This is a genomic window from Kosakonia sp. H7A (genome assembly GCF_003028445.1).
GTDB classification, from domain to species: Bacteria; Pseudomonadota; Gammaproteobacteria; order Enterobacterales; family Enterobacteriaceae; genus Kosakonia; species Kosakonia radicincitans.
In genome coordinates this window covers 25,926-44,426 of sequence record NZ_PYTZ01000016.1, presented here as the reverse complement: position 1 = coordinate 44,426, position 18,501 = coordinate 25,926, and the positions used below count along the sequence as shown (strand labels likewise).

General features: G+C 57.5%; 19 protein-coding genes and 1 pseudogene. 2 read left to right on the top strand and 18 right to left on the bottom strand.

The window, feature by feature from the left end:
- The 14 genes and pseudogenes from CWM66_RS27305 to CWM66_RS27240 form a co-directional block, all read right to left on the bottom strand.
- Positions 1-625 (bottom strand): annotated as a pseudogene (locus tag CWM66_RS27305) (integrating conjugative element protein); the annotation flags it as partial.
- Between the two features lie 11 nt (positions 626-636).
- Entirely contained in the window at positions 637-1,608 is a 972-nt protein-coding gene (locus CWM66_RS27300; protein ID WP_107147727.1) for a TIGR03756 family integrating conjugative element protein, read from the bottom strand.
- Positions 1,605-2,012, bottom strand: a complete 408-nt coding sequence (locus tag CWM66_RS27295) for a TIGR03757 family integrating conjugative element protein (protein ID WP_107147726.1) — start codon at positions 2,010-2,012, stop codon at positions 1,605-1,607. The genes CWM66_RS27300 and CWM66_RS27295 overlap by 4 nt, the downstream gene beginning before the upstream one ends.
- 100 nt (positions 2,013-2,112) lie before the next feature.
- Entirely contained in the window at positions 2,113-4,533 is a 2,421-nt protein-coding gene (locus CWM66_RS27290; protein ID WP_107147725.1) for an ATP-binding protein, read from the bottom strand.
- Positions 4,534-4,995: 462 nt separating this feature from the next.
- Positions 4,996-5,400, bottom strand: a complete 405-nt coding sequence (locus CWM66_RS27285; RefSeq protein WP_107147724.1) for a hypothetical protein — start codon at positions 5,398-5,400, stop codon at positions 4,996-4,998.
- Between the two features lie 11 nt (positions 5,401-5,411).
- Positions 5,412-8,210 (bottom strand): conjugative transfer ATPase, encoded by a 2,799-nt coding sequence (locus CWM66_RS27280; protein ID WP_107147723.1) that lies wholly within the window; start codon positions 8,208-8,210, stop codon positions 5,412-5,414.
- A complete protein-coding gene (locus CWM66_RS27275) occupies positions 8,210-8,623 on the bottom strand; it encodes a TIGR03751 family conjugal transfer lipoprotein (protein ID WP_107147722.1) in 414 nt (137 codons plus the stop codon). The genes CWM66_RS27280 and CWM66_RS27275 overlap by 1 nt, the downstream gene beginning before the upstream one ends.
- An 11-nt stretch (positions 8,624-8,634) precedes the next feature.
- Positions 8,635-10,158 (bottom strand): TIGR03752 family integrating conjugative element protein, encoded by a 1,524-nt coding sequence (locus tag CWM66_RS27270; protein ID WP_107147721.1) that lies wholly within the window; start codon positions 10,156-10,158, stop codon positions 8,635-8,637.
- Entirely contained in the window at positions 10,155-11,063 is a 909-nt protein-coding gene (locus CWM66_RS27265) for a TIGR03749 family integrating conjugative element protein (RefSeq protein WP_107147720.1), read from the bottom strand. Before CWM66_RS27265 ends, CWM66_RS27270 begins: the two co-directional genes overlap by 4 nt.
- On the bottom strand, positions 11,063-11,707 hold the full coding sequence (locus CWM66_RS27260) for a PFL_4703 family integrating conjugative element protein (protein ID WP_107147719.1): 645 nt from the start codon (positions 11,705-11,707) through the stop codon (positions 11,063-11,065). The genes CWM66_RS27265 and CWM66_RS27260 overlap by 1 nt, the downstream gene beginning before the upstream one ends.
- Entirely contained in the window at positions 11,691-12,077 is a 387-nt protein-coding gene (locus CWM66_RS27255; RefSeq protein ID WP_107147718.1) for a TIGR03750 family conjugal transfer protein, read from the bottom strand. The genes CWM66_RS27260 and CWM66_RS27255 overlap by 17 nt, the downstream gene beginning before the upstream one ends.
- A gap of 9 nt (positions 12,078-12,086) precedes the next feature.
- On the bottom strand, positions 12,087-12,452 hold the full coding sequence (locus tag CWM66_RS27250) for a TIGR03745 family integrating conjugative element membrane protein (protein WP_107147717.1): 366 nt from the start codon (positions 12,450-12,452) through the stop codon (positions 12,087-12,089).
- A 12-nt stretch (positions 12,453-12,464) separates the two neighbouring features.
- A complete protein-coding gene (locus tag CWM66_RS27245) occupies positions 12,465-12,710 on the bottom strand; it encodes a TIGR03758 family integrating conjugative element protein (RefSeq protein WP_107147716.1) in 246 nt (81 codons plus the stop codon).
- Positions 12,701-13,018, bottom strand: coding sequence for an RAQPRD family integrative conjugative element protein (locus tag CWM66_RS27240; protein WP_107147715.1), 318 nt, complete (start codon positions 13,016-13,018; stop codon positions 12,701-12,703). The genes CWM66_RS27245 and CWM66_RS27240 overlap by 10 nt, the downstream gene beginning before the upstream one ends.
- A gap of 207 nt (positions 13,019-13,225) precedes the next feature.
- Between CWM66_RS27240 and CWM66_RS27235 the strand changes: the two genes are divergently transcribed.
- Both CWM66_RS27235 and CWM66_RS27230 read left to right on the top strand, forming a co-directional pair.
- Positions 13,226-14,059 carry an RNase A-like domain-containing protein gene (locus CWM66_RS27235; protein WP_107147714.1) on the top strand — a complete coding sequence of 278 codons (834 nt, stop codon included), beginning with the start codon at positions 13,226-13,228 and terminating at the stop codon, positions 14,057-14,059.
- A gap of 1 nt (position 14,060) precedes the next feature.
- The gene (locus CWM66_RS27230; RefSeq protein ID WP_107147713.1) at positions 14,061-14,375 is read left to right on the top strand and encodes a contact-dependent growth inhibition system immunity protein; all 315 of its coding nucleotides are present in this window, start codon (positions 14,061-14,063) and stop codon (positions 14,373-14,375) included.
- Positions 14,376-14,480: 105 nt separating this feature from the next.
- Here CWM66_RS27230 and CWM66_RS27225 read toward each other — a convergent pair whose 3' ends face one another.
- Genes CWM66_RS27225 through CWM66_RS27210 form a run of 4 tightly spaced genes read right to left on the bottom strand, consistent with a single transcriptional unit; the run spans position 14,481 to position 18,500 of the window.
- A complete protein-coding gene (locus tag CWM66_RS27225) occupies positions 14,481-15,242 on the bottom strand; it encodes a TIGR03747 family integrating conjugative element membrane protein (RefSeq protein ID WP_107147712.1) in 762 nt (253 codons plus the stop codon).
- Positions 15,223-17,340, bottom strand: coding sequence for a type IV conjugative transfer system coupling protein TraD (gene traD / locus CWM66_RS27220; RefSeq protein ID WP_107147711.1), 2,118 nt, complete (start codon positions 17,338-17,340; stop codon positions 15,223-15,225). Before traD ends, CWM66_RS27225 begins: the two co-directional genes overlap by 20 nt.
- Complete coding sequence (locus tag CWM66_RS27215; protein ID WP_071921474.1) at positions 17,337-18,113, bottom strand: hypothetical protein; 777 nt, start codon at positions 18,111-18,113, stop codon at positions 17,337-17,339. Before CWM66_RS27215 ends, traD begins: the two co-directional genes overlap by 4 nt.
- A gap of 3 nt (positions 18,114-18,116) precedes the next feature.
- Positions 18,117-18,500: a hypothetical protein gene (locus tag CWM66_RS27210; protein ID WP_107147710.1), complete on the bottom strand. Its 384-nt coding sequence runs from the start codon at positions 18,498-18,500 to the stop codon at positions 18,117-18,119.
- Between the last annotated feature and the right edge of the window lies 1 nt (position 18,501).

The window sequence follows — 18,501 nt, the reverse complement described above, 5'->3', positions numbered from 1 at the left end:
CCCAGGTGACACCTTCTTCACCGGTGGCCTTCTGCAGTTGCTGGTCGCTGGAGACGGCATCCCCGCCGCTCGAAGCCACGACGTCTTTATACTCTTCGGCTACAGCAGCCTGCTGCCATTTGCTGCCAAGTGTGTAATCGGCGAGTTTTTTCGACATATTCTGGCAGTTCAGCAGGGCTTTATCGTAACTGAGCCCCGCCTGCAGCACGCCGTTGGTCAGCATTTCGTACAGCCCCGGATTGGCACGCTGGATGGCCATCGCCGGCATGCTCATGACCGCACCGGTGGCACCCTGAATCACATTGCCCATCAGGTCCTTAAACCCACTGGTGATACCATTAAGCTGATTTCCCACGGTCGTTTTCAGGTCGAAGTTGCCGCACATGAGATCGCTGCTCCAGCCTCCGTTCAGCCCGAGTCGCGACATATTGCTGCGGCTCGGCGGCGGAGAAATCACTGAGCCACCACCGATGGAATAAAAAAGGCCGTCATTGATGGCGCCGCTGACCGAGGCACCGTCGGACGAAAGCGATGTATTCACGGCCAGTGCCGGCAGGGAAAGAGCGGCAAAAAGCGCCAGTGTCGCCAGGGGGCGGCGCAGCCGCTGCGGATACTGCTGTTTCATCTGCATAATCCTCATGAGAAATCGGTGCTGTAAAGGAAGGTCTGGCCACGTCGTTTGCAGCAGCTGTAGGGCTGCCACAGTGCCCAGGCATAGTTGCCGTCTTCAGCCGTCTGTCCGCCGGTGTCGGGGAACACCGCGCAGTTCTGCGACAACTGCGGAGAGAGGCGCTGCCACTTGTGATTTTTCGTGCCGGTATTCTCCTGCACCGGCTCAGGTGGCCAGTATCCCGGCGATCGCTGGCCAGTGAGAGGACTGTAAACATGCAGCTGTCCCTGCCGGGTGATAATGTCGGCCACGCGCTGTACCACAACGGCCGCCGATTTGTAGCTGTCGGTCTGGGTGACAAAGCCACTGCGGGGGTAGACATTGCCCCACATATTGCCGCTGGTCGTGCTGCCGATTTCACGCTGCCCAGGGATTAACGCCTCCGGATAGAGCGATTCCGGCACGCCGGTGCGCCAGGCCAGCGCATCGAGGCTGCTCGTAAAGTACGGCATAAACGGCGTGGCGGCACTGTCACAGGAATACCCCGGGACCATCCCGCCGATGAGTTTCGTGGCCGGGTGACCCCAGGCGTCACCGTAGTAAAAGTGCAGGTTCTGTTTACGCTCGCCGGGGGCTTTCATCTCCTGACGTCCGCCGCCGGTGGCCACACCGGCCGCACCACCCAGCAGCGTACTTTCGGCACCGTCAGCCAGGCTGCTGACGGCCGACATTTCTGTCCAGGGATTGGCGCCGGGGCTGAGATAGGCCGAGACCACGGCCTGCGGGATGAAATGCGTGACCTTCACGGAGGTTTTGACCGAGCAGCCGAACGGCGTACAGAGAAGCCAGTAACAGATACCGCTGATACGCCAGCTGATACAGTCCGGACTGGCCGCACTGGAGAGCAGCCCCGCGGTGTTGACGCTGGCCAGCGTCCCCGTGCAGGTCAGCAACGTGGCCAGCGCCAGCCGGCGCGGACGGGAGAGCATCATGTTCATTGTCCCCTCGCCTTCCAGGCAGTCAGTTGCTGCGTGGCCACACCGACGTCGGTGGTACCGTAGACCACCCATTTATCGTCAAACACCACGGCGGGATATTTCTCAACCCCCAGTGACCAGGCGCGCGTGAGACCGGCCCAGGTTCCGGCAAGGTCCTGCTGACGCTGCTGAAAAGCGGACGAGCTGATGACAGCGCGGGCCTGCTGTTCAGCCTGCGCCGGGTCTGCCGGCAGCGGGCCGAACAGTCCGGACTGTAGCCGGTCAGGGGCATCCAGCAGAATGACGGTCACGTCAGGGCCCGGGTTGCCCGTTACCGGGTGGGCGCTGTCGGTATAAATGACGGTGCCGGCACGGGCGCCGGCGGTAAGGAACAGTGCTGCGAGGCAGCAGACGGGTAATTTCATGGAGAACACTCCCTGAGTGAGTAACCCGCTCAGGGTGCGTTCAGTTGATGGACAGGTCAGTATTTAACTCATACCCGGAAAATGAAAATTAAACCGGATGTCAGGCTTCGTTCTCCTTACGCCAGTGAAGGTAATCCATTTCCCACATGAAACCCGCTGCGGCGGTATTACGTTCAACCATCCAGCGGGTCTCCCCCTCCCGCACAAAGGGCAGCCAGTCCGCCGGGATCGCTCTTTCACTTTCAGGTGACTGATCGAAGTCCTGGTCATACAGGTCTTCACTCTCAGGGTATGAAGGGGTATTTCTGGCGTACCACTGGTCACTGTTTTCCCAAGCCCGCATGGCCCAGGCGGCCAGTTCTTCCTCTTCTGAAACGGTCATATAAGCCAGAAACTTCAGGGCACTGTCATTCAGATTTTCCTCAGTCGCCCCGGGTAAAATGGACAGGTAATGCAGTTTTCGGGACTCCAGCCACATCTGCTCTTCATCTTCCCCTCCCCATTGCTCATCCGTCAGTATCCCGGCCGCGCCCTCATCTGAAGCGTACCATTCCTCCAGTAGTTTCTTTTGTTGGCCACGTATGTCCTGATTTACCCGGGTCTGCTCAATACCCGCGGCCACCACGCTGTTCCAGTCGATCTCCGCCGGTACTGCCGTGCCCGCACCGTTCAGCTGCAGGTTGAGAAAGCTGAGCCGGGCAACATCCTCCGGCTCAGACGGCGCGTTCACAGCGACCTCAATGCCTTCATGGCTGATGACACCGGGAAGCCCCTTTTTCTCCCGGCCGGTACTGGCGCGCTCCGACAGGTAACGCTCCCGCCATGCCGTGCCTTTGGCACGCCTGCCCTCCGCTTCCAGACTGGTGGTGTACTTCATCAGCCAGATGTGCATGTAGTGCTGACGATCGGGCGCACAAAGGGTACTGATGTCATGAAAGCGCTGGTAAAAGGCCTCATCGTGGCCACAGTCCAGGCTGTCGCCCTGGTGTGCCACCTCGTGCTCCGTCAGGCTGAACAGCAGACTGGCGGTACGCAGCGCATCAGGCTTCAGCCGGCGGACGATATCGATGTTGTACGCGATGTAGGTTTCGCCGTCCGTCCAGGCATCGGACGACGTCGACTCACCCAGCAGAATCTGGAAGCGTTTGCCGCCATACGCCCGCGACTGATAACCGGCTTCGCCGCCCGAGCAGACAGCAGCGTATTCGGCCAGACACCAGCGCAGCGCCGTCCACGCCCGCCGGGTCTCCTTATCCAGTTGCTTTTCGCTGACCATCTGCGTGCAGTCGATAAAGTTTGCACTGAGCGTCTCAAAGTCAACGAGCGCCAGTTCTGACTGCCAGCCGGAACCCCATCGCTGCTCACGGGGTAGGGGTTCCCGGTACGCCATCAGGTTTTCCCGGACACGGCTCAGGCACTCCATGAACTCTTCAGGTTCATAACAGCCAAAGCGGGAAAGCGTGACCGGATGCACCACCGGCGCGATCCCCGCACGGGCAATGAGTTCTCCCCGGGGCACCTCACCGGCATAGCGGATAAGAGTGAAAAAGTTTTTATCCACCGCAGAGGGGTAATGGCAGCATTTGCGGATGAAGTGCTCCAGCGTGACGTGCTGCTTTCCCGGCAGCAGGGTTATCGCCTCTTCACCATTGAAAAGACTCTGCATGTCTCCCTCGCCGGACAGCAGCGAACGCGCCGTTTTCTCCCGCCGGGCTTCCGTTTTACGGTGCTTACCCTGATGGTCAGAAAAAGTGGCGGCAAGCCGGCCAAACCGGGCCGCAATCGATTTCCACACCGGGCAGGTCTTGCGCAGGATTTCGGTGCGGGAGACGTTCAGTGCGAGCGGCTTTTTACTGACGATAAGGCCACCCACGCCCCAGACATGAGCCGGGTCATGTCGCACCAGGACGCCCTGATTGTATACCGACACGGCACCGTCTTCGCGCAGGCGATACCAGGCCTCATCGTCCTCCAAATCCCACTTTTCCAGCGCTGGCAGGCGGGTAATGACGGTGCCGTTCAAGTGCACGGTGACGGGCGTATAGCGCACCAGGTCCCGAATTTCCTGAAGACACGACATCCGTTCCTGACTGGTCAGCGGATCATACCATTCACCGCTGATGACACAGCCCGGCACCGGAGCGGTCAGCTCTTCCAGGTCATAGTGATACCCCATCTCACGCGTATCAACGGACATCTGCCATGCCTGCGAACGCCAGAGAGTCCGGGCATGTGCCATAATCTGACCACGACCGAGCCGGAAACGGCCATAAGTGGCATCGCCCTCCTGGTGCGGGGTACCGAACCGGCCAAAGTAGCGCTTAACATCATCGTATGACGCAAAACCCCGGCCATCGTCTCGGCAGGAGAACCCCTCTGGGGTAATGTCGATAATCACCGCGCCAGCGCCGGCATCGACGCTGTTCATAATAAGTTCAATCACGGCCTTGCCGATCGAACCAGCCTGACTGTAGATGATGTGGTGGATAATCTGCGGATCGAGTTCAAAGGGATAGCGCATCGGAAGACTCCGTTATGTGGGTTCAGGTGTCATTTTCCGGAAGCGCGCGGAGGGTTAAATAAAGAACTGTGATTGCGTCTGTGGAAGAATAGTCGGCAATGTCATGACAGCCTGCCAGTGGAGAGACAGGAAACCGGTCTGTAAAGGAAAGGCCACCTCTATGGAGACGATAATGAACGGGAAGCCATTGTGACTGCCGGGAACTCTACATTGATATAGAGGTGAACACACGCCGAATGGGCAACGGACTGAAACACGACGCCTTTATAAAATGCAGAGCCGATAAAATGAAGGGTACTGATAGCTGAGCGAGGAAATGAATGAAGGGTTTATTGAAGTATCAGACTCAATCGCTGTACAGAATGAAAACGTACATTAACGCGGGCTCTTTGCCGCCCGCACCCGCAGCCTGCGTATTTGTCAGACAGCAGAAAGCGCTGTCCGACAAACACGCAGGTCCTGTTAACTGCAGATTTCCCCGCCCGTAACTCTGTCAATCTCCTTCAGTACCCACAGCAGGTCTGTGGCGTCGGGTACGCAGACATTCCATCGCAAGCCATTTCTGAACTCCGCTTCACCGGGCCACAGCGTATTGCCGGTCACGGTGATCAGAATATCCAGTTTTTTTTCATTCTCATCCGTCAGGTGTACCGCCACGCAGCTGCGACGGCCCACACGGTGCGGGTAAACCGACAGCAAAAACGGTGTTTCCAGGCGTTTCAGTATTTCCCGCAGCAGCGTATCAAGCGACGCGCTGTCAGACTGCCCTATCGAGGCCATACCCTGCGGCGGTACGGTAAAAATGACAGAAGCAATCAGCGCTTTGTCCGCAACGACCATCGGCGGTGCCATAGTCAGTTTCTTCATGAATTCCCCTGTCAGATATGTAAACCACGGCTGGCATCAAGACGACGTGCAACCTGGAATGCGGCCTCAAGTTCACTGCACTGTAATTTATTCATAATGAGCCGTCTTTCAGCTTTTTCTTCTTTTTCTGTCATACCCAGAGCAAGGTAGAGGCTCGGGGGTACGGCACGGAACAGGGCCTGCACCTTACGTGACAAAATTACGCCTTCCGTATATTTTTTAGGAAGTTTGGTGGCAGACAACAGCATCGCCTTCTGTTCACTGTTCAGCGTTTTAAAGCGCGCTATCTGCTCCACTTCATCAGGGGGCATCACCAGACAAATCCACCACTCCGCCATATTGAGCATCTTTTTGGCCGTATCCGGAAAGTCGGCCAGGTTCTGCGTGAACAGCCAGAGCCAGGCACCCAGCTTACGCCACATTTTCACAATCTTGGTGGCATAAGGCCCCATCAGGGGATTTGCGGTCACGATATGCGCCTCATCGATAGAGACGATAATATCCCTGTCACTGTACTGCTCGCGCTCAGCAATGTTGTTGATGGTGTTGAGCAGGGAAATCACCGCAACGGCCATCTGCGCCTCATAGCCTTCGCGCGCCAGCGTACCAAGGTCAACGATGGTCACGTCAGCCTCCGGCCACGGCGTACCCGGACGGTTAAACAGCTCGCCTTCAAAGCCTTCGGTAAACATCCGCAGCGCTTCCGACATTTCCTCGGCGCGGGCCCGGCGCGCGGCCGTGCGCTTTTCACGCCCGTCCTCACCCATACCCGTATCGCGGGCGATGCCCTGCAGCGCAAACATCAGGTCTTCAGGCAACATCTGCCGTCCGGCCTCAAACGTGCTCCGCGCGGCGATCATGATGGCCTCACGGATCATCCCGCGATCGGCGCGCGTCATTCTCTGCTCCTCCGCTGGCTCGCCGCCAGTGATCATCAAGCGGGCGGCAATCTCCATCTCTCCCAGCACATCACGTTTTTCATCCTTGTCCTCATCGTCATCAATATCCGGAAGCGCCTCTTCACTGATAATGAGTTCATCCGGTTTTTCCTGCATCAGCAGATGCGAATCCCCGAACGGCGCCAGAGAGATGGCCTTACCGGGCTTGATACTGACACGATGAACGGTGAGCCCCAGGGACTCAAAATAGTCTCCGGCCAGCCCGAAACTGTTACCCGCTTCCAGTAAAAAGATACGTGAACGGTAAATGGCTATCATCTGGGCCAGCTTATCAAGTGCTGTAGCCGATTTACCCGCACCGGTCGGCCCAAAAAGCAGGAGGTGGGCGTTCTGCGTACGGTCATTTTTGTTGAGGGGATCGACGGACAGTGGACCACCGCCCCGGTTAAAGAAGGTAAATCCGGGATTCCCTGTGCCGGTATCGCGCCCGTACACCGGCGCCAGGCAGGCAAAATGCTGCACGAACATCAGCCGCGTATACCAGTTGTGCCGGTCCTGTGCCGGACTGAAGCACATGGGTAATGCACGCATATAGGTGCTGAGCGGCCCGATATCATGCTCCGGGTTTACCGGCTCCAGCCCGCAGTTCAGCAGCTTACTGCTGAGGTCAAGGTAGCGTTTGTCGAGCGAAGACAGATCCCGTGCTTTAATCAGCAGGGTAATGGCCGCGCGATACAGTTTATGCTTATTACCCAGGTAAGTGCGGGCTGTGGCCGCATCCTCCCGGGCACGCAGCGAATCCACGTTCTCCCCCATCGAGTCGCGACTCAGGCGGGCAAAGTTCTCCTCGAGCTTGTCCTGGGGCTGAATAACCAGCGTCATGGTGAGCACCGTGCCTTCCGGCAGCAGGTCCATAATGGCGTTGATGTTATCGCCGCGCCGGACCTCACCGGTCAGGTGCCCCGTGGACGGTGGTGTGCGCAGGCGGGCCACCGGCACCGCCCTGTGCGCCACGTCGTCAAACCACCACACCCCTTTCTCCGCGTCGCTGCGGGGGCGGGTGAACCACAGACTTTCACTGAAATCATTCAGCAACGGCAGTTCGCCAGGAGCGTCGTCAGTATGTCTGGCGCAACGATACAGTGTGGCTTTATCAACCCATTTGGGATCGGGATTGAACCAGCGCAGCAGCCAGCTGTGGATCTGTTCACCGTTCTGGCGCAGGCACTGAATACCGGCACCGCTCATCGCGGCCGTCAGGCGATCGCAGACCTGCTTCAGCAGCACCTCGGGGGCCATGGGGTCGCGATACGGTGATTCCACCCAGCGGTAGATGACCATACGAGTACGACGGATCTGACCGCGCCACGGCGCACCGGTGACGGCCTCATCGACAAACAGGCCTTTTTCAGTGGCCACATTCTGCAGGTGACGGGCCTGCTCCTTCAGCCAGGCGTTCGTGAAAGCGGTGCCCTGCGCCCGGGGCTTCACATATCCCCGGATCTTATCCATATACGCCATCAGGTCAGACTCATCCTGACAGTAGAACTGCACCACCCACTGATGTGTATCCAGCTCCGGCAGGCTGTCCTGCAGCGCGTTTTCCACCACGTCGCGGATTTCCTCCAGGCGGGAATCCGGACGCCCCTCGGTGCCCACCGGAATGATTTCGTAGACCGCCCCTACGGACATGCCGTCATCAAGCAGGATGCACTGATGTTCAGGGAGATATTCACCCCAGGGAATGTGATCGATGATGGACGGGGCCGTCTCATACAGCTTCGCTTCATCGCTGCGGGTCAGACGCCCCTCGCGCGTCAGGGGCTCATGGCCGTTAACGGAAAACGGCCCGTCACCGTACTGGTGCGCCTCCTGCGCTTCAGCCCTGCGACGGAAAAGTGAAAATGCCATTACAAATCCTCCGTGCGCTCGCCAGGCAGCGCGTACTGCACCTGACTGTAGAAAGGAAATACCGTGCTGTAGCCAGGCACTGGCGTGTTGCCGTCGGCCAGATGCGGGAAGACATACATCACCATGTCGGGATTAGGCAGACGCGGAAACGTCTGCTGGATTTCATTCTCCTGAGTGCGGCTGTAGCTTTCGCGCGTCTGCTGTGAAATAACGCGCTCACTGTCGGTGACCGGGCGGCGCAGGGTGGTGCGGCCCTCGCCGGTTGCATGGGTTGCGGAGGCACCGTCGTTCCAGAGTTCCAGCATGGTGCTGTCGCCGGGCGGCAGCATCTCATCTTTCGACGTACTGCAGCCGGTCAGCAGAAGCGTCAGAGCGACTGCTGTAGAGAGTAAACTGAGATTGGTGTTTTGCATCGGAACTCCCGTCAGTCCATACCCGTGCCGTTACCGGCCAGGCTGAAGTCATATTTCACTTTACGGCCTTTTTCTTCGTAATTGATGGCCAGCTGGCGTGTAATATGCAGGGCCACGGTCTTCCCCGGTGGCACATAGATGGCATCAAACGTCTGGCCATAGCGGGCCTTCACCCAGTCAACGGTCTCACGCATTCCGCCTGAAAGCGCTTTACCCAGCACAGCCTGACCGGCATCACCGGTGAGCGTTGAGGTCACGCCACCGTACGCGTTGGTCTGGCCGGTACTCTGGTTTTCCGCCACGGCATCACCCGCCGCACTGGCGGCCGCAAGTGTGACCATGGTCGGCAGATAGGTCGAGGCGTTGCTTTTACGCGTGCCGGAGATGCAGGGAATACCGTTATCGTCGGACAGCCAGCCAATACTGCTGTTATTACCGCCCTGACTGTTCTGATTACCACTGTTTGCGTTCTGTCCCTGCCCGTCAGGCGAAGGCAGCGTCCTGACCGTGCCGTCGCTGAAGACAAAGGTGATGCTGGTAATGGCGCCACGTACGCATGACAGCGTCCAGTCGCCCGTCGCCGTACCGGAGACAATGGCCCCCTGCACGTCAGGCAACTCGATGCCGTTTGCCGTCAGGTTGTCCTTGCCAATCATCACCTTAAAGGGATAGGGGTCCGTCACCTTGCCATCGATGGGGATACGCCCCAGCAGCGCGGTCATTGCGCGGCTGCCCACAAGAGTCGAGTTTTCCGGCAGCGTATACACCGGGTCGGTGGCCTTCTGTGCATCAGTAAGCTGCGTCTGGACCGCTGTGGCCGTTTTCCCGGCAACCTGTTTACCTGCCTCACCCGCTTCGCTGAATGAGGAAGCGAAGGAGAAGCCCGTAGCATTATTTTTATTGCTGTCGGTCACCGGTCGACCGCTGGCATCAACGGGGACACCGTCTTTTGGCTCCACCCACTGAAGGCCATCAGCGGAAGACGATACGCCGGCAGCGCCGCTGTTCAGTCCGCTGTCATAACCCAGCCCGATCGGAATATCGCTACCGGAGCCGCCGTTTTTTCCGGATTCCGTGCCGGCACCGCCATTGCGCAACTGATCCATCAACTGTTTGACCTGGGTACTGAGATCGGTGACCTCAGCACTGAGCTGCTGGCGTTTCTGCGCCTCCTCGGCACGGACATTACTGACCGCCTGATTAATCTGCGTGTCCACGTTGCTGTTGGTGGTTTTCAGGGCTTTGTTTTCATCACTCAGCTTTTTGTTATCATCCGCGAGCGCATCAAGACGATCCTGGACCTTGCGGAAGTTCCCCACCACCGTGCGCAGCGTGTCCTGCGGCGTGTCACCTTCAATACCCAGCGCCTTAAGGTCCTCCGGAGACAGGTCTTTCAGCGCGGCATTGTTAGCCGTGTGTGGCGCCACCGTCTTATCCCCGCCTCCTGAGCAGGATTTCACACCCACCACGACGGCACCGGCCAGCACCAGTGGAACGGCGACTTTCACAAGAAGATTTGAGGATGGCGCCTTCATTTTTTCGCTCTCCGTTTATGCCCGTCAGCAGGCTGAAGCACCGGTGGCTCCGCAATAAAGGCCCCCTCCGGGCGACCTGCCGTCACCAGATAGAGGACAGTTGTATCCTCCGGCGTGCCCGCACGGCCCAGCCAGCGGTGCTGAAACGTCGCCGTCACAAACTGGCCTTCCAGCGCGCGAGGATCGAGAACGACTTTTCCGGCAGAACGGTTACGCACCTGCAGCGCAATCACGCTGCTGCCCTGCAGGCTCCATGCCGCCATCGGGGTAACGATGACAGGTTCTGACGGCATCAGAGTGGTAATAGCAGAGGGCAGCTTCAGCGACACCGGGCTGATACCCGGCACCGGCTCAACCGTACGCAGCGGGCCATACATGTTCTGTGCCGCATAGCGTGTCAGCACGACAGGCAGTGGCGCATTCAGTTTTGCGGGCTTATGGTCCGGCACGCCGTTTTTTGCATCCGTCTGTTCAGGCTGACGGCCGGTGCTGTCACCGTCACTGCTGACGGACTGCCTGTCACTGGCAGTCGCGGTGGCCACCTCGCCATCGTAGACAATTTTCACCGGCTCCCGCGTGGTTTTACCCTGCACAGCAGAGACATCCAGCAGGATAATTTCCCCGTTCTCCTTGTTCTGCAGCTCAAGGCGCGACACAGGAAACGCCTCGCTGGCATCGAGATAAACCACGCCGCCGGTGCTCTGAATACGCAGCTTATTGTTCAGCGCGGGTGGAAAGCCGACACGCACGTTTTTATTCACAAAAACGATACGCTCCTGGCCCACCGTCAGGGGGACCTGCAGCGGGATACGCTCCCACTTCATCAGCTCAACCGCGTCTGCCGCCCCCGACAGGGTCAGTCCGGCGAGCAGCACCAGACAGCCTTTTTTCAGCTGAATAATCATTATTTTTTCTCCGGCTCAGACAGCGTGGCAGCCTCCAGACGCTGCGGCGTGGCCGCATAGCAGTCCAGCGCAAGTCCGAAAGGATTGCGTTCAGGATCTCCCTCCCAGCGCACCACTTTCAGGGGATAACGGACCAGCGCACGTTTTACCGGCTCGGTGTGGTAATACTCATCCGCCACCAGATCGAGCTGCGCAATCCAGTGGTCCTGATCAAGAATGGTGACACTGTGACTGCTGTAACCCCGGCGCGGGATCTCGTACACCACACGCACGCGGTCACGCAGCTCATCGCTGTTTTTGCGCATCTCAGCGTCTTTATTGAGAAAGTCCTGGCAGGACGGCGTCAGATAGGGGCTCATCTGGGCAATTTTCGCCGGATAATCCACCTCACCATTTTTTGGCCATGAGTTCAGCTGCTGGAAAATATAAAAAGCAAAGCTGTAAACGGTTGAGGGGGGCACCTCCCACCATTTTCGGGTGCTGCCGGAACGCAGATCCGGCGGATTATGGATGGTGAGTTCGGAGGGCGCACGCATCCAGCCAATACCGCAGATCAGCATGCCGGCAAACAACAGCCCACAGGCAATGCGCAGGGAGAAAATGTGGTTATCACGCGCGGTCATACCGTTACGAAAACGACTCATGACTGCCCCCACGTTTTATCGCTGTGGTACGTTTCATCTCCCATGCCCGGCTGGTAAGGATCAAGGCGCGGGACAGACCGGTACGACAGCGGATTTCCTCCAGGCGCTGCCAGATGTAATTCTCCGGTTTACCGCGTTTGTAGCTGGCGATCCATCCACCGCCAAAGAAGATAACGAGTAGTGGCGTCAGCAGCATACAGGTGGGAAAGGCCAGCCAGCCGATAAAAGGCACCAGTACCAGCGGTACTGCCAGTGGAACACCGGCAATAATGCCAATGATGGCCGCCAGCAGGAACTCACCGGAGGTGAATCCTTTCCATACCACAGGCGGATTATTCAGTCGGTCAGGAAGAAAATCGATGACGGCCATATGCACTCCTCAAATAATATCCGCGGCCTTCGTGGCCAGAAAGATAACGAGCAGGATGAGGCAGATACCAACCACCAGATAAATCAGGAACTGGGTCCATTCGCCCTTGCCCCGGCGAATGTCATGAAAGGAGGTGATGACCGCATGCGCCACGGCCAGGAACGCCCCCACGCTTACCAGGAGGCCCAGCGCCAGCCCGCCCATCTTGATGTAGCCCATGGCGGTGTTATAAGTCCCGCCACCACCGCCAGTGGTTGGCTGCTCAACCGGAGGCAGGTCTGCCAGCGCCTGGCAAGCGATCGTCATTAATGTCGTGAGCAGCAGTCCTGAACGCAAAAAAGCAGAATGATAAAGCCTGAGAAACATGGATTTCATGGAGTTGTCCTTTCAGTGGAAAAACAGAAACAGCATCAGCAGGTACAGCACCACAAGACGTACGACCAGCTCATTGAACTGACGGAATGTCACTGACTTTGTGGTAAGCCCCCGGTAGGCCTGAACCAGTGCCCAGGCGCTGAAAAGCAGAATGGCAATGGCAAGCGAGCCGAGAATGAGGGTGTTCAGTTGTGAAGGTGTCAGGCTGCTGCCGGTGCCGGCACTCCAGCCGTTGAGCTGCGCGCCGTTCATCGCCATGCCGGCTCCTCAGAACGGTACTGACCTGTGACAGAAGAAGGGCGTGATACCGGCTGAGCACGTGAGGGTTCCAGATAGGAGGAGATACCCAGCTTCATGGTGGTGATATCGCGTGTCGCCTGCTGGTAATCAAAGTAAAAGCGGGCATCCTGGGTCTGATTGGCGGCCACGCGGGCGCGGTCAAGTCCGGCCTGTACCTGGTCGAGCTGACGCATAACCAGTGCCAGCTCGTCTTTCTCTGAGGCCTGGCACTGCAGCACGGGCAGCGTGACGAACAGCAGTGCTGTGAGGATTCGGGTGTGAGGCATTCTGCGGCTCTCCGGTTAACTGGTCGTCGGGAGAGTGACGCAAAGCCGCGTGTCTTACAGCAGGAAATTCTTTATGTGTCAGCGAAAATTAATGCCGGAATTCTCTGAATCCGGCATCGACTGTGACGTTGAAAACCCCGGGGTCTGCGCGAAATAGCAGCAATACTGGTACACTTCCTCCAGGATAATAAAAGGGAGTGTGGCTGTATGGACAATGAATACGGACTGAGAGTAGCCATGTCGCCGGTGCAGATGGCTGCGGTATTGTCGGACCGGAGTATCAGCGAAGGAGAGACCCTGAGCAATCGACTTTACGGCGGACTGGGACTGGCCGGCGGTGTCGTTGAAATGCTTGGCGCCGGAGCCCTGTGCATTGTGCCTGAACCCACAATGATTACAAAAGCAGGCTGCGTGATTGTCGGCACACACAGTCTGGACGCCATACAGGCCTCTGTCCGGCAGATATGGACAGGCCGCCAGACAACAACGGATACCTACAACTCTGCCGTGGCACTGGCTGAATCACTGGGCGCCGATAAAGATACCGCTATGAAAGTCGGTATGACGGTTGACCTGGCGATACCAGTGGGATTTGCCATTGCTGCCGGTGCAGTACGTGTTGCTGCGATCCGCGGAGGGCGAATACGTCTTGCTGAGCATGAATCCCTGTCCGGCCGGACTCCGGGTGGCCACACGCTGGAGCGACACATAGGTAAAACGCCGGAAGAACTGTTTGAGAGGCTGGAGAGGAGACCAACATTAACGGCGACAAGCAGTTTCAGGAATGTGCGAGAAGCAGAACAGCTTATATCAAAGGTTATTGCAGATAACCGGAACCAGATACAGATGTGGGTAAAGCACCTCCCGCCTGGAATGAATGCAAAAATGGAACTGGAAAGCCTCTTCTCTGGTCAGACAGGTATTCTTGTATCAAGAGGATCTGCACAGGTCACAGCCTGCTACAGAGTGAGGGTTATCTTACGCTTTGAGTACTGGCATGATAAGCCGTACTTCGTTCTGACAGCGTTTCCAAAGGCCTGATATGAAAAAATTAAACCTTAACGAGCTTGGCTGCTTCATTACTATTTACTTTGGTCAGGATTACGACCTTATTGATGAAAGCGATGAAATAGAACCAAAGATTGACGCCTTTATAAAGGATTCACGCAGAGCCAATCTATATGGTCTGCTTGCTGATATCGATTTGCTGACAGATGAAAGTGATAATCTGGCCGTTGAGTTCATGGAACGATATGGCGATGAATTTGATCCTGAACTGTGGGGTACTACACCTGAGAAATTCCTTCAGCAGGTCAGGGATAAACTCAGCAAAGCACTCCAGGCCGAAAGTCATTAACCTTCCTGAATCATCAACGTTTTTGAGAAAAAGAATAAAAAAAGCCCGCATCAGCTGCGGGCTGCCGGGCATCATCCCGAAACCGGTACTTCAGGCGATATCGCGCTACAGATATTTTTTAAAGGACCCCGTCACTACGGCGAGCACACCACCAACCAGCAATGCGGATGGCAGCAACAGCAGGTTTGGCCACACCGCCGTGGGCCATGCCAGATAGAGCATGCAGGGGCCATAGAGAGCGGGTTTGATAAAACGCTTGGCGTGGTGATACACAAAACTCGATTCATACCCCGCTCCGTAGCGACGCAGGTCGCGTCTGACCAGACCGTCCACCACGCCCATGATGACGACCAGCGCAAACAGCGGCAGACTGAGAAACAGGATCATAACCCGGATAAAGAAAATCAGCGTGACCCAGACCGTGGCCTGAAGGTACACACCCAGCCAGCTCACAAGTGAAGCCCCCACCCCATTCAGCGCCGGAATAAGCCCGCTGCCTTTTTCACTCAGGGATTTAAATGACTGCAGCCAGCCGCTGAATCCGCTGTCCACGAACAGCCACTGCCAGGCAACATGCACCCAGCGGCTGACTGTCTCAACCGGCGCGGACATCAGAAGGCTGCGCGTATACCCCTCCGACAACCAGTGGCTTTCCGCCACCATCACCTGGTAGCTGTGAGCGGCGCCTTCCTCAGGCCACAGCAGCGCGATGCAGGCATACTCAATCAGCAGGCTGACCAGCAGCGATCCGAGCAGAATACCGAGAAGGCCCACCGGAAAATCCCACAGGAGCAGCCCAATCGGCCCGGACTGTCGCTGACGCGCAGGTACACTGCGCTGCCCGTTTTCACTGTCCTGCCGTGACATCCGCGCCTCCTGCAAATGTCATGTCCCCACCGGTCCACCAGGTTTCACCGGTGTGGTAGTTTTTCTCCATACTGTCGGCCAGGTGTTTCAGGCTGGCCGGCATATGCGGATCGTTGTTTTCCGCCGGCAGCGGCATGCGGATTTTCCACAGTCTTCCCCCTTCCAGCAGCGCAAAGGCCTGGCCTTTCGGCAGATTGATGATATCTGCGGGTCTGATCATCGGTACTTTTACCAGACTCACCTGGTCGTTGACGTTGCTGTTAAAGTCCGTGCCTTCCCCGGGACGTGAGACGTCAGTGACACCCGATGTCAGTGTCTTCTGGTAGACGTCCACCTCAGGCAACTGATCGGTAAGCAGCATGGCGGTATTTTTCTCGCGCACGCGCAGCATCACCAGGGTGTTGAAGTTCCCCACCACCTGGTTCGCTTTCGCCGTACTGCCAATACGGGCCTCGATGTCGGAGAGTGTCTGCGTGTAGGCCGTAACCTGAAAACCAGCACCGCCGCCCTTGTTGATGAGCGGGATAAATTCATCCCCCATCAGTTCATTGAACTCGTCGCAGTGCAGGTTGATGGCCACCTTTGCGGATTTCCCTTCCTCCTCGTCACCGAGGCCGAACTTGTAGATATGACCGCCTTCTGATACCAGGTCGGCGAACATGCTGTTGCCGACTGCTGCTGCCACCACCGGATCGGAGAGCGCATCGAGGCCGACATACACCACGCCGCGCGACTTGATGATATTGTGCCAGTCGAGGATCGGGCGCGGATCGTCCAGGTCGGCGTAGTCGGGGGCGAGAAGTGCGGCCGTTTTACCGGTGGTGAGCTTTTCCAGCAGCGGCAGCAGCGATGCGACAATTTTATCAAAGTAGGTGCGATCATACTGTACTGCGCTGCGCAGACCATCAAGCACCGGGTCCCAGAGTTTTTTCCCTTCCGGACTACCGAGTACCTGCTCCGACACCCAGATTTTCACGCCGTTGGGCCTGCCCTGGAGATGACGCGGCAGATCCTTATCGCTGATCCCGCTCTGCATCAGAGCTTCCGCCACACTCATCAGTTGCGGCGCCTTTTCGCTCAGCAGGTTATCCACGTAAGTCTCATACAGCTCACCAATATTGGTGACATAACGCAGAATGAGGCCGTAGTCCGGTCGTTGTCCGAGTGCGACCAGCGCGCGCGTGATGATATTGACGAAACGCCAGGCAAATTCCCGGAAAGCGGCAGAATTACCTTCGCCGGAGAGCTGTCCGGCCACGCGGGAGGCCACCTCGGAGATACGGCTGAACCGTCCGACGGCGTTATACCTGGCGCTGATATCGGGCCAGCCAAGGTGGAACACCCAGAAATTATCCTGACGCCCCGCGCGGTGCGATTCCGCGTACATCCGCCGGAGTAAATCTGCGTCCCCTTTGGGATCAAACACAATAACAACCTCGTGTTCACCGGCGGCGTTTGTACGGCGGATATCCTGGGTGATAAGCAGCTCCGCCAGTCGGGTCTTGCCCACGCGGGTGGTGCCAATAACGAGCATATGCCCGACGCGTTCGCCGAGATCGTAAGTCACCGTAGTCTCATCAGGCTCCACGCCGTGATACACAGGGCTGCCGCCGACCGGCGGTAAAGGGCGAAACGGGTTGAGCGCCGAATCCGTGCGGGTCAGCCGGCACAGCCAGGGGAGGCTGTACTCCATCTTCTTTTCCATCTCACGCGCCATGCGGTACAGCACGGAGGGCTGCACATAGATTTCACACTCCGGTCGACGTGCTTCCATCAGCCGCTGGGTATGGCGAGCCGACCACTGAAACCCCTTACCGAGAAAAAGATGGCGCCGGCTGACCGGTATCTGTTCACTGGTCAGCACGTAACGGGACAAACGGCGGATATTCTGCCGGTAACGCAGGATTTTCATGCCCTCGCGGGTGCGCTTCAGGGCCAGAACGCCGAATCCGGCGGCCGTCACCCAGCTGACAGAAGGCGCGAGGGCCACTGCCCACGGGGCGGTCAGGCAGATACAGGTCGCACTGGCCGCAACCGTCGCGGAATACAGCTCCACCGCAGGGCGCAGCAGGGACTCCATGACATAGCGATCGCTCATCTGCGCCCCCAGCCGGTCAGTCGTCTGAAAAATCCGGATCGTTTTGTGGCTGTACGCTTATCGCGCCATTCCCTGAGAGAATACAGCAATTCCCATCCCTGCATCGGGTCGGTAATGGCGCGGGCCGCAGTGATCACACTGACGGCAGGATTATCCTGATATTCCCGTCGCCATTCCCCCGCACCGAAAAACAGCGAGGTGGTGAAGATATCAATTTTCCAGCCAGCGGTATCCTCCCGGCTGTGATGGAAGCGGTCCACACTCAGGTCCATATGAAAACCCTGTGCGGCATGCTGACTCAGTTCTTCATGAAGCGCCAGATACACGGTCAGCAAGGGCTCATCGAACTCATAATGGTTCAGATGCACGCCGTGCAGATACGCCATTTCCCGCTCATGAAACAGAAACCGCGCCAGACCGCTGCGGTGATTGCCGTCAGCACCGATATACCAGTCAATGCCGTCATAGCTGTTGTAATACATGGAAGGTTTTTTGCGGTCAGTCTCCAGGTAGTAACCCGGATTACGCTCCAGCATCGGAATGTTCCGATCCATGCGCTTACCCCGGTGCAGAAACTCATGCCAGGTCAGTCCCTGATAGTCAGGATGGTCGGTGCCTTTTATGCAGAACACATTAATACTGCCCTGGTCGGTCCAGTAATGCCGACGTAAAAAACCACCGTACAGGCGCAACTTATGGTCATCCCATTTACCGATGACCTCCCCCGCCCAGTGTGGCGGATTAGCGTCCGTTCTCGCCAGAAAATCACTCATCGCTTATCTCCCTTTTCGCTGAGCCGCATTATCCGGCCAGAAAGCAGGCAGAACCGTAAAACGGCGAATCAGGTAAACCAGTTCAGACAGTGCACCGGCAACGAACAGCGGGGTATACGCCCCGGGGAGCAGGTGAATCACCCGTAAGAGGCCCTGAGCCAGCACATCCTGGGTGAACGACGGACTGATAAAAACCGCAACAGGCACGGCGGTCAGAACCGCGAGTACCATGCAGCAAAAGATAATGAGGGGACGCAGAATAAATACTCTGAGCGCACACTGCACGAAGACGAAAAAGACCATCGAGGCCGTTTTTGCCGCCTGAGAGGCATGAGAGGTAACCAGGTCGAAGATGCGGTCTGTCAGGGAATACAATATTTTAGGCATG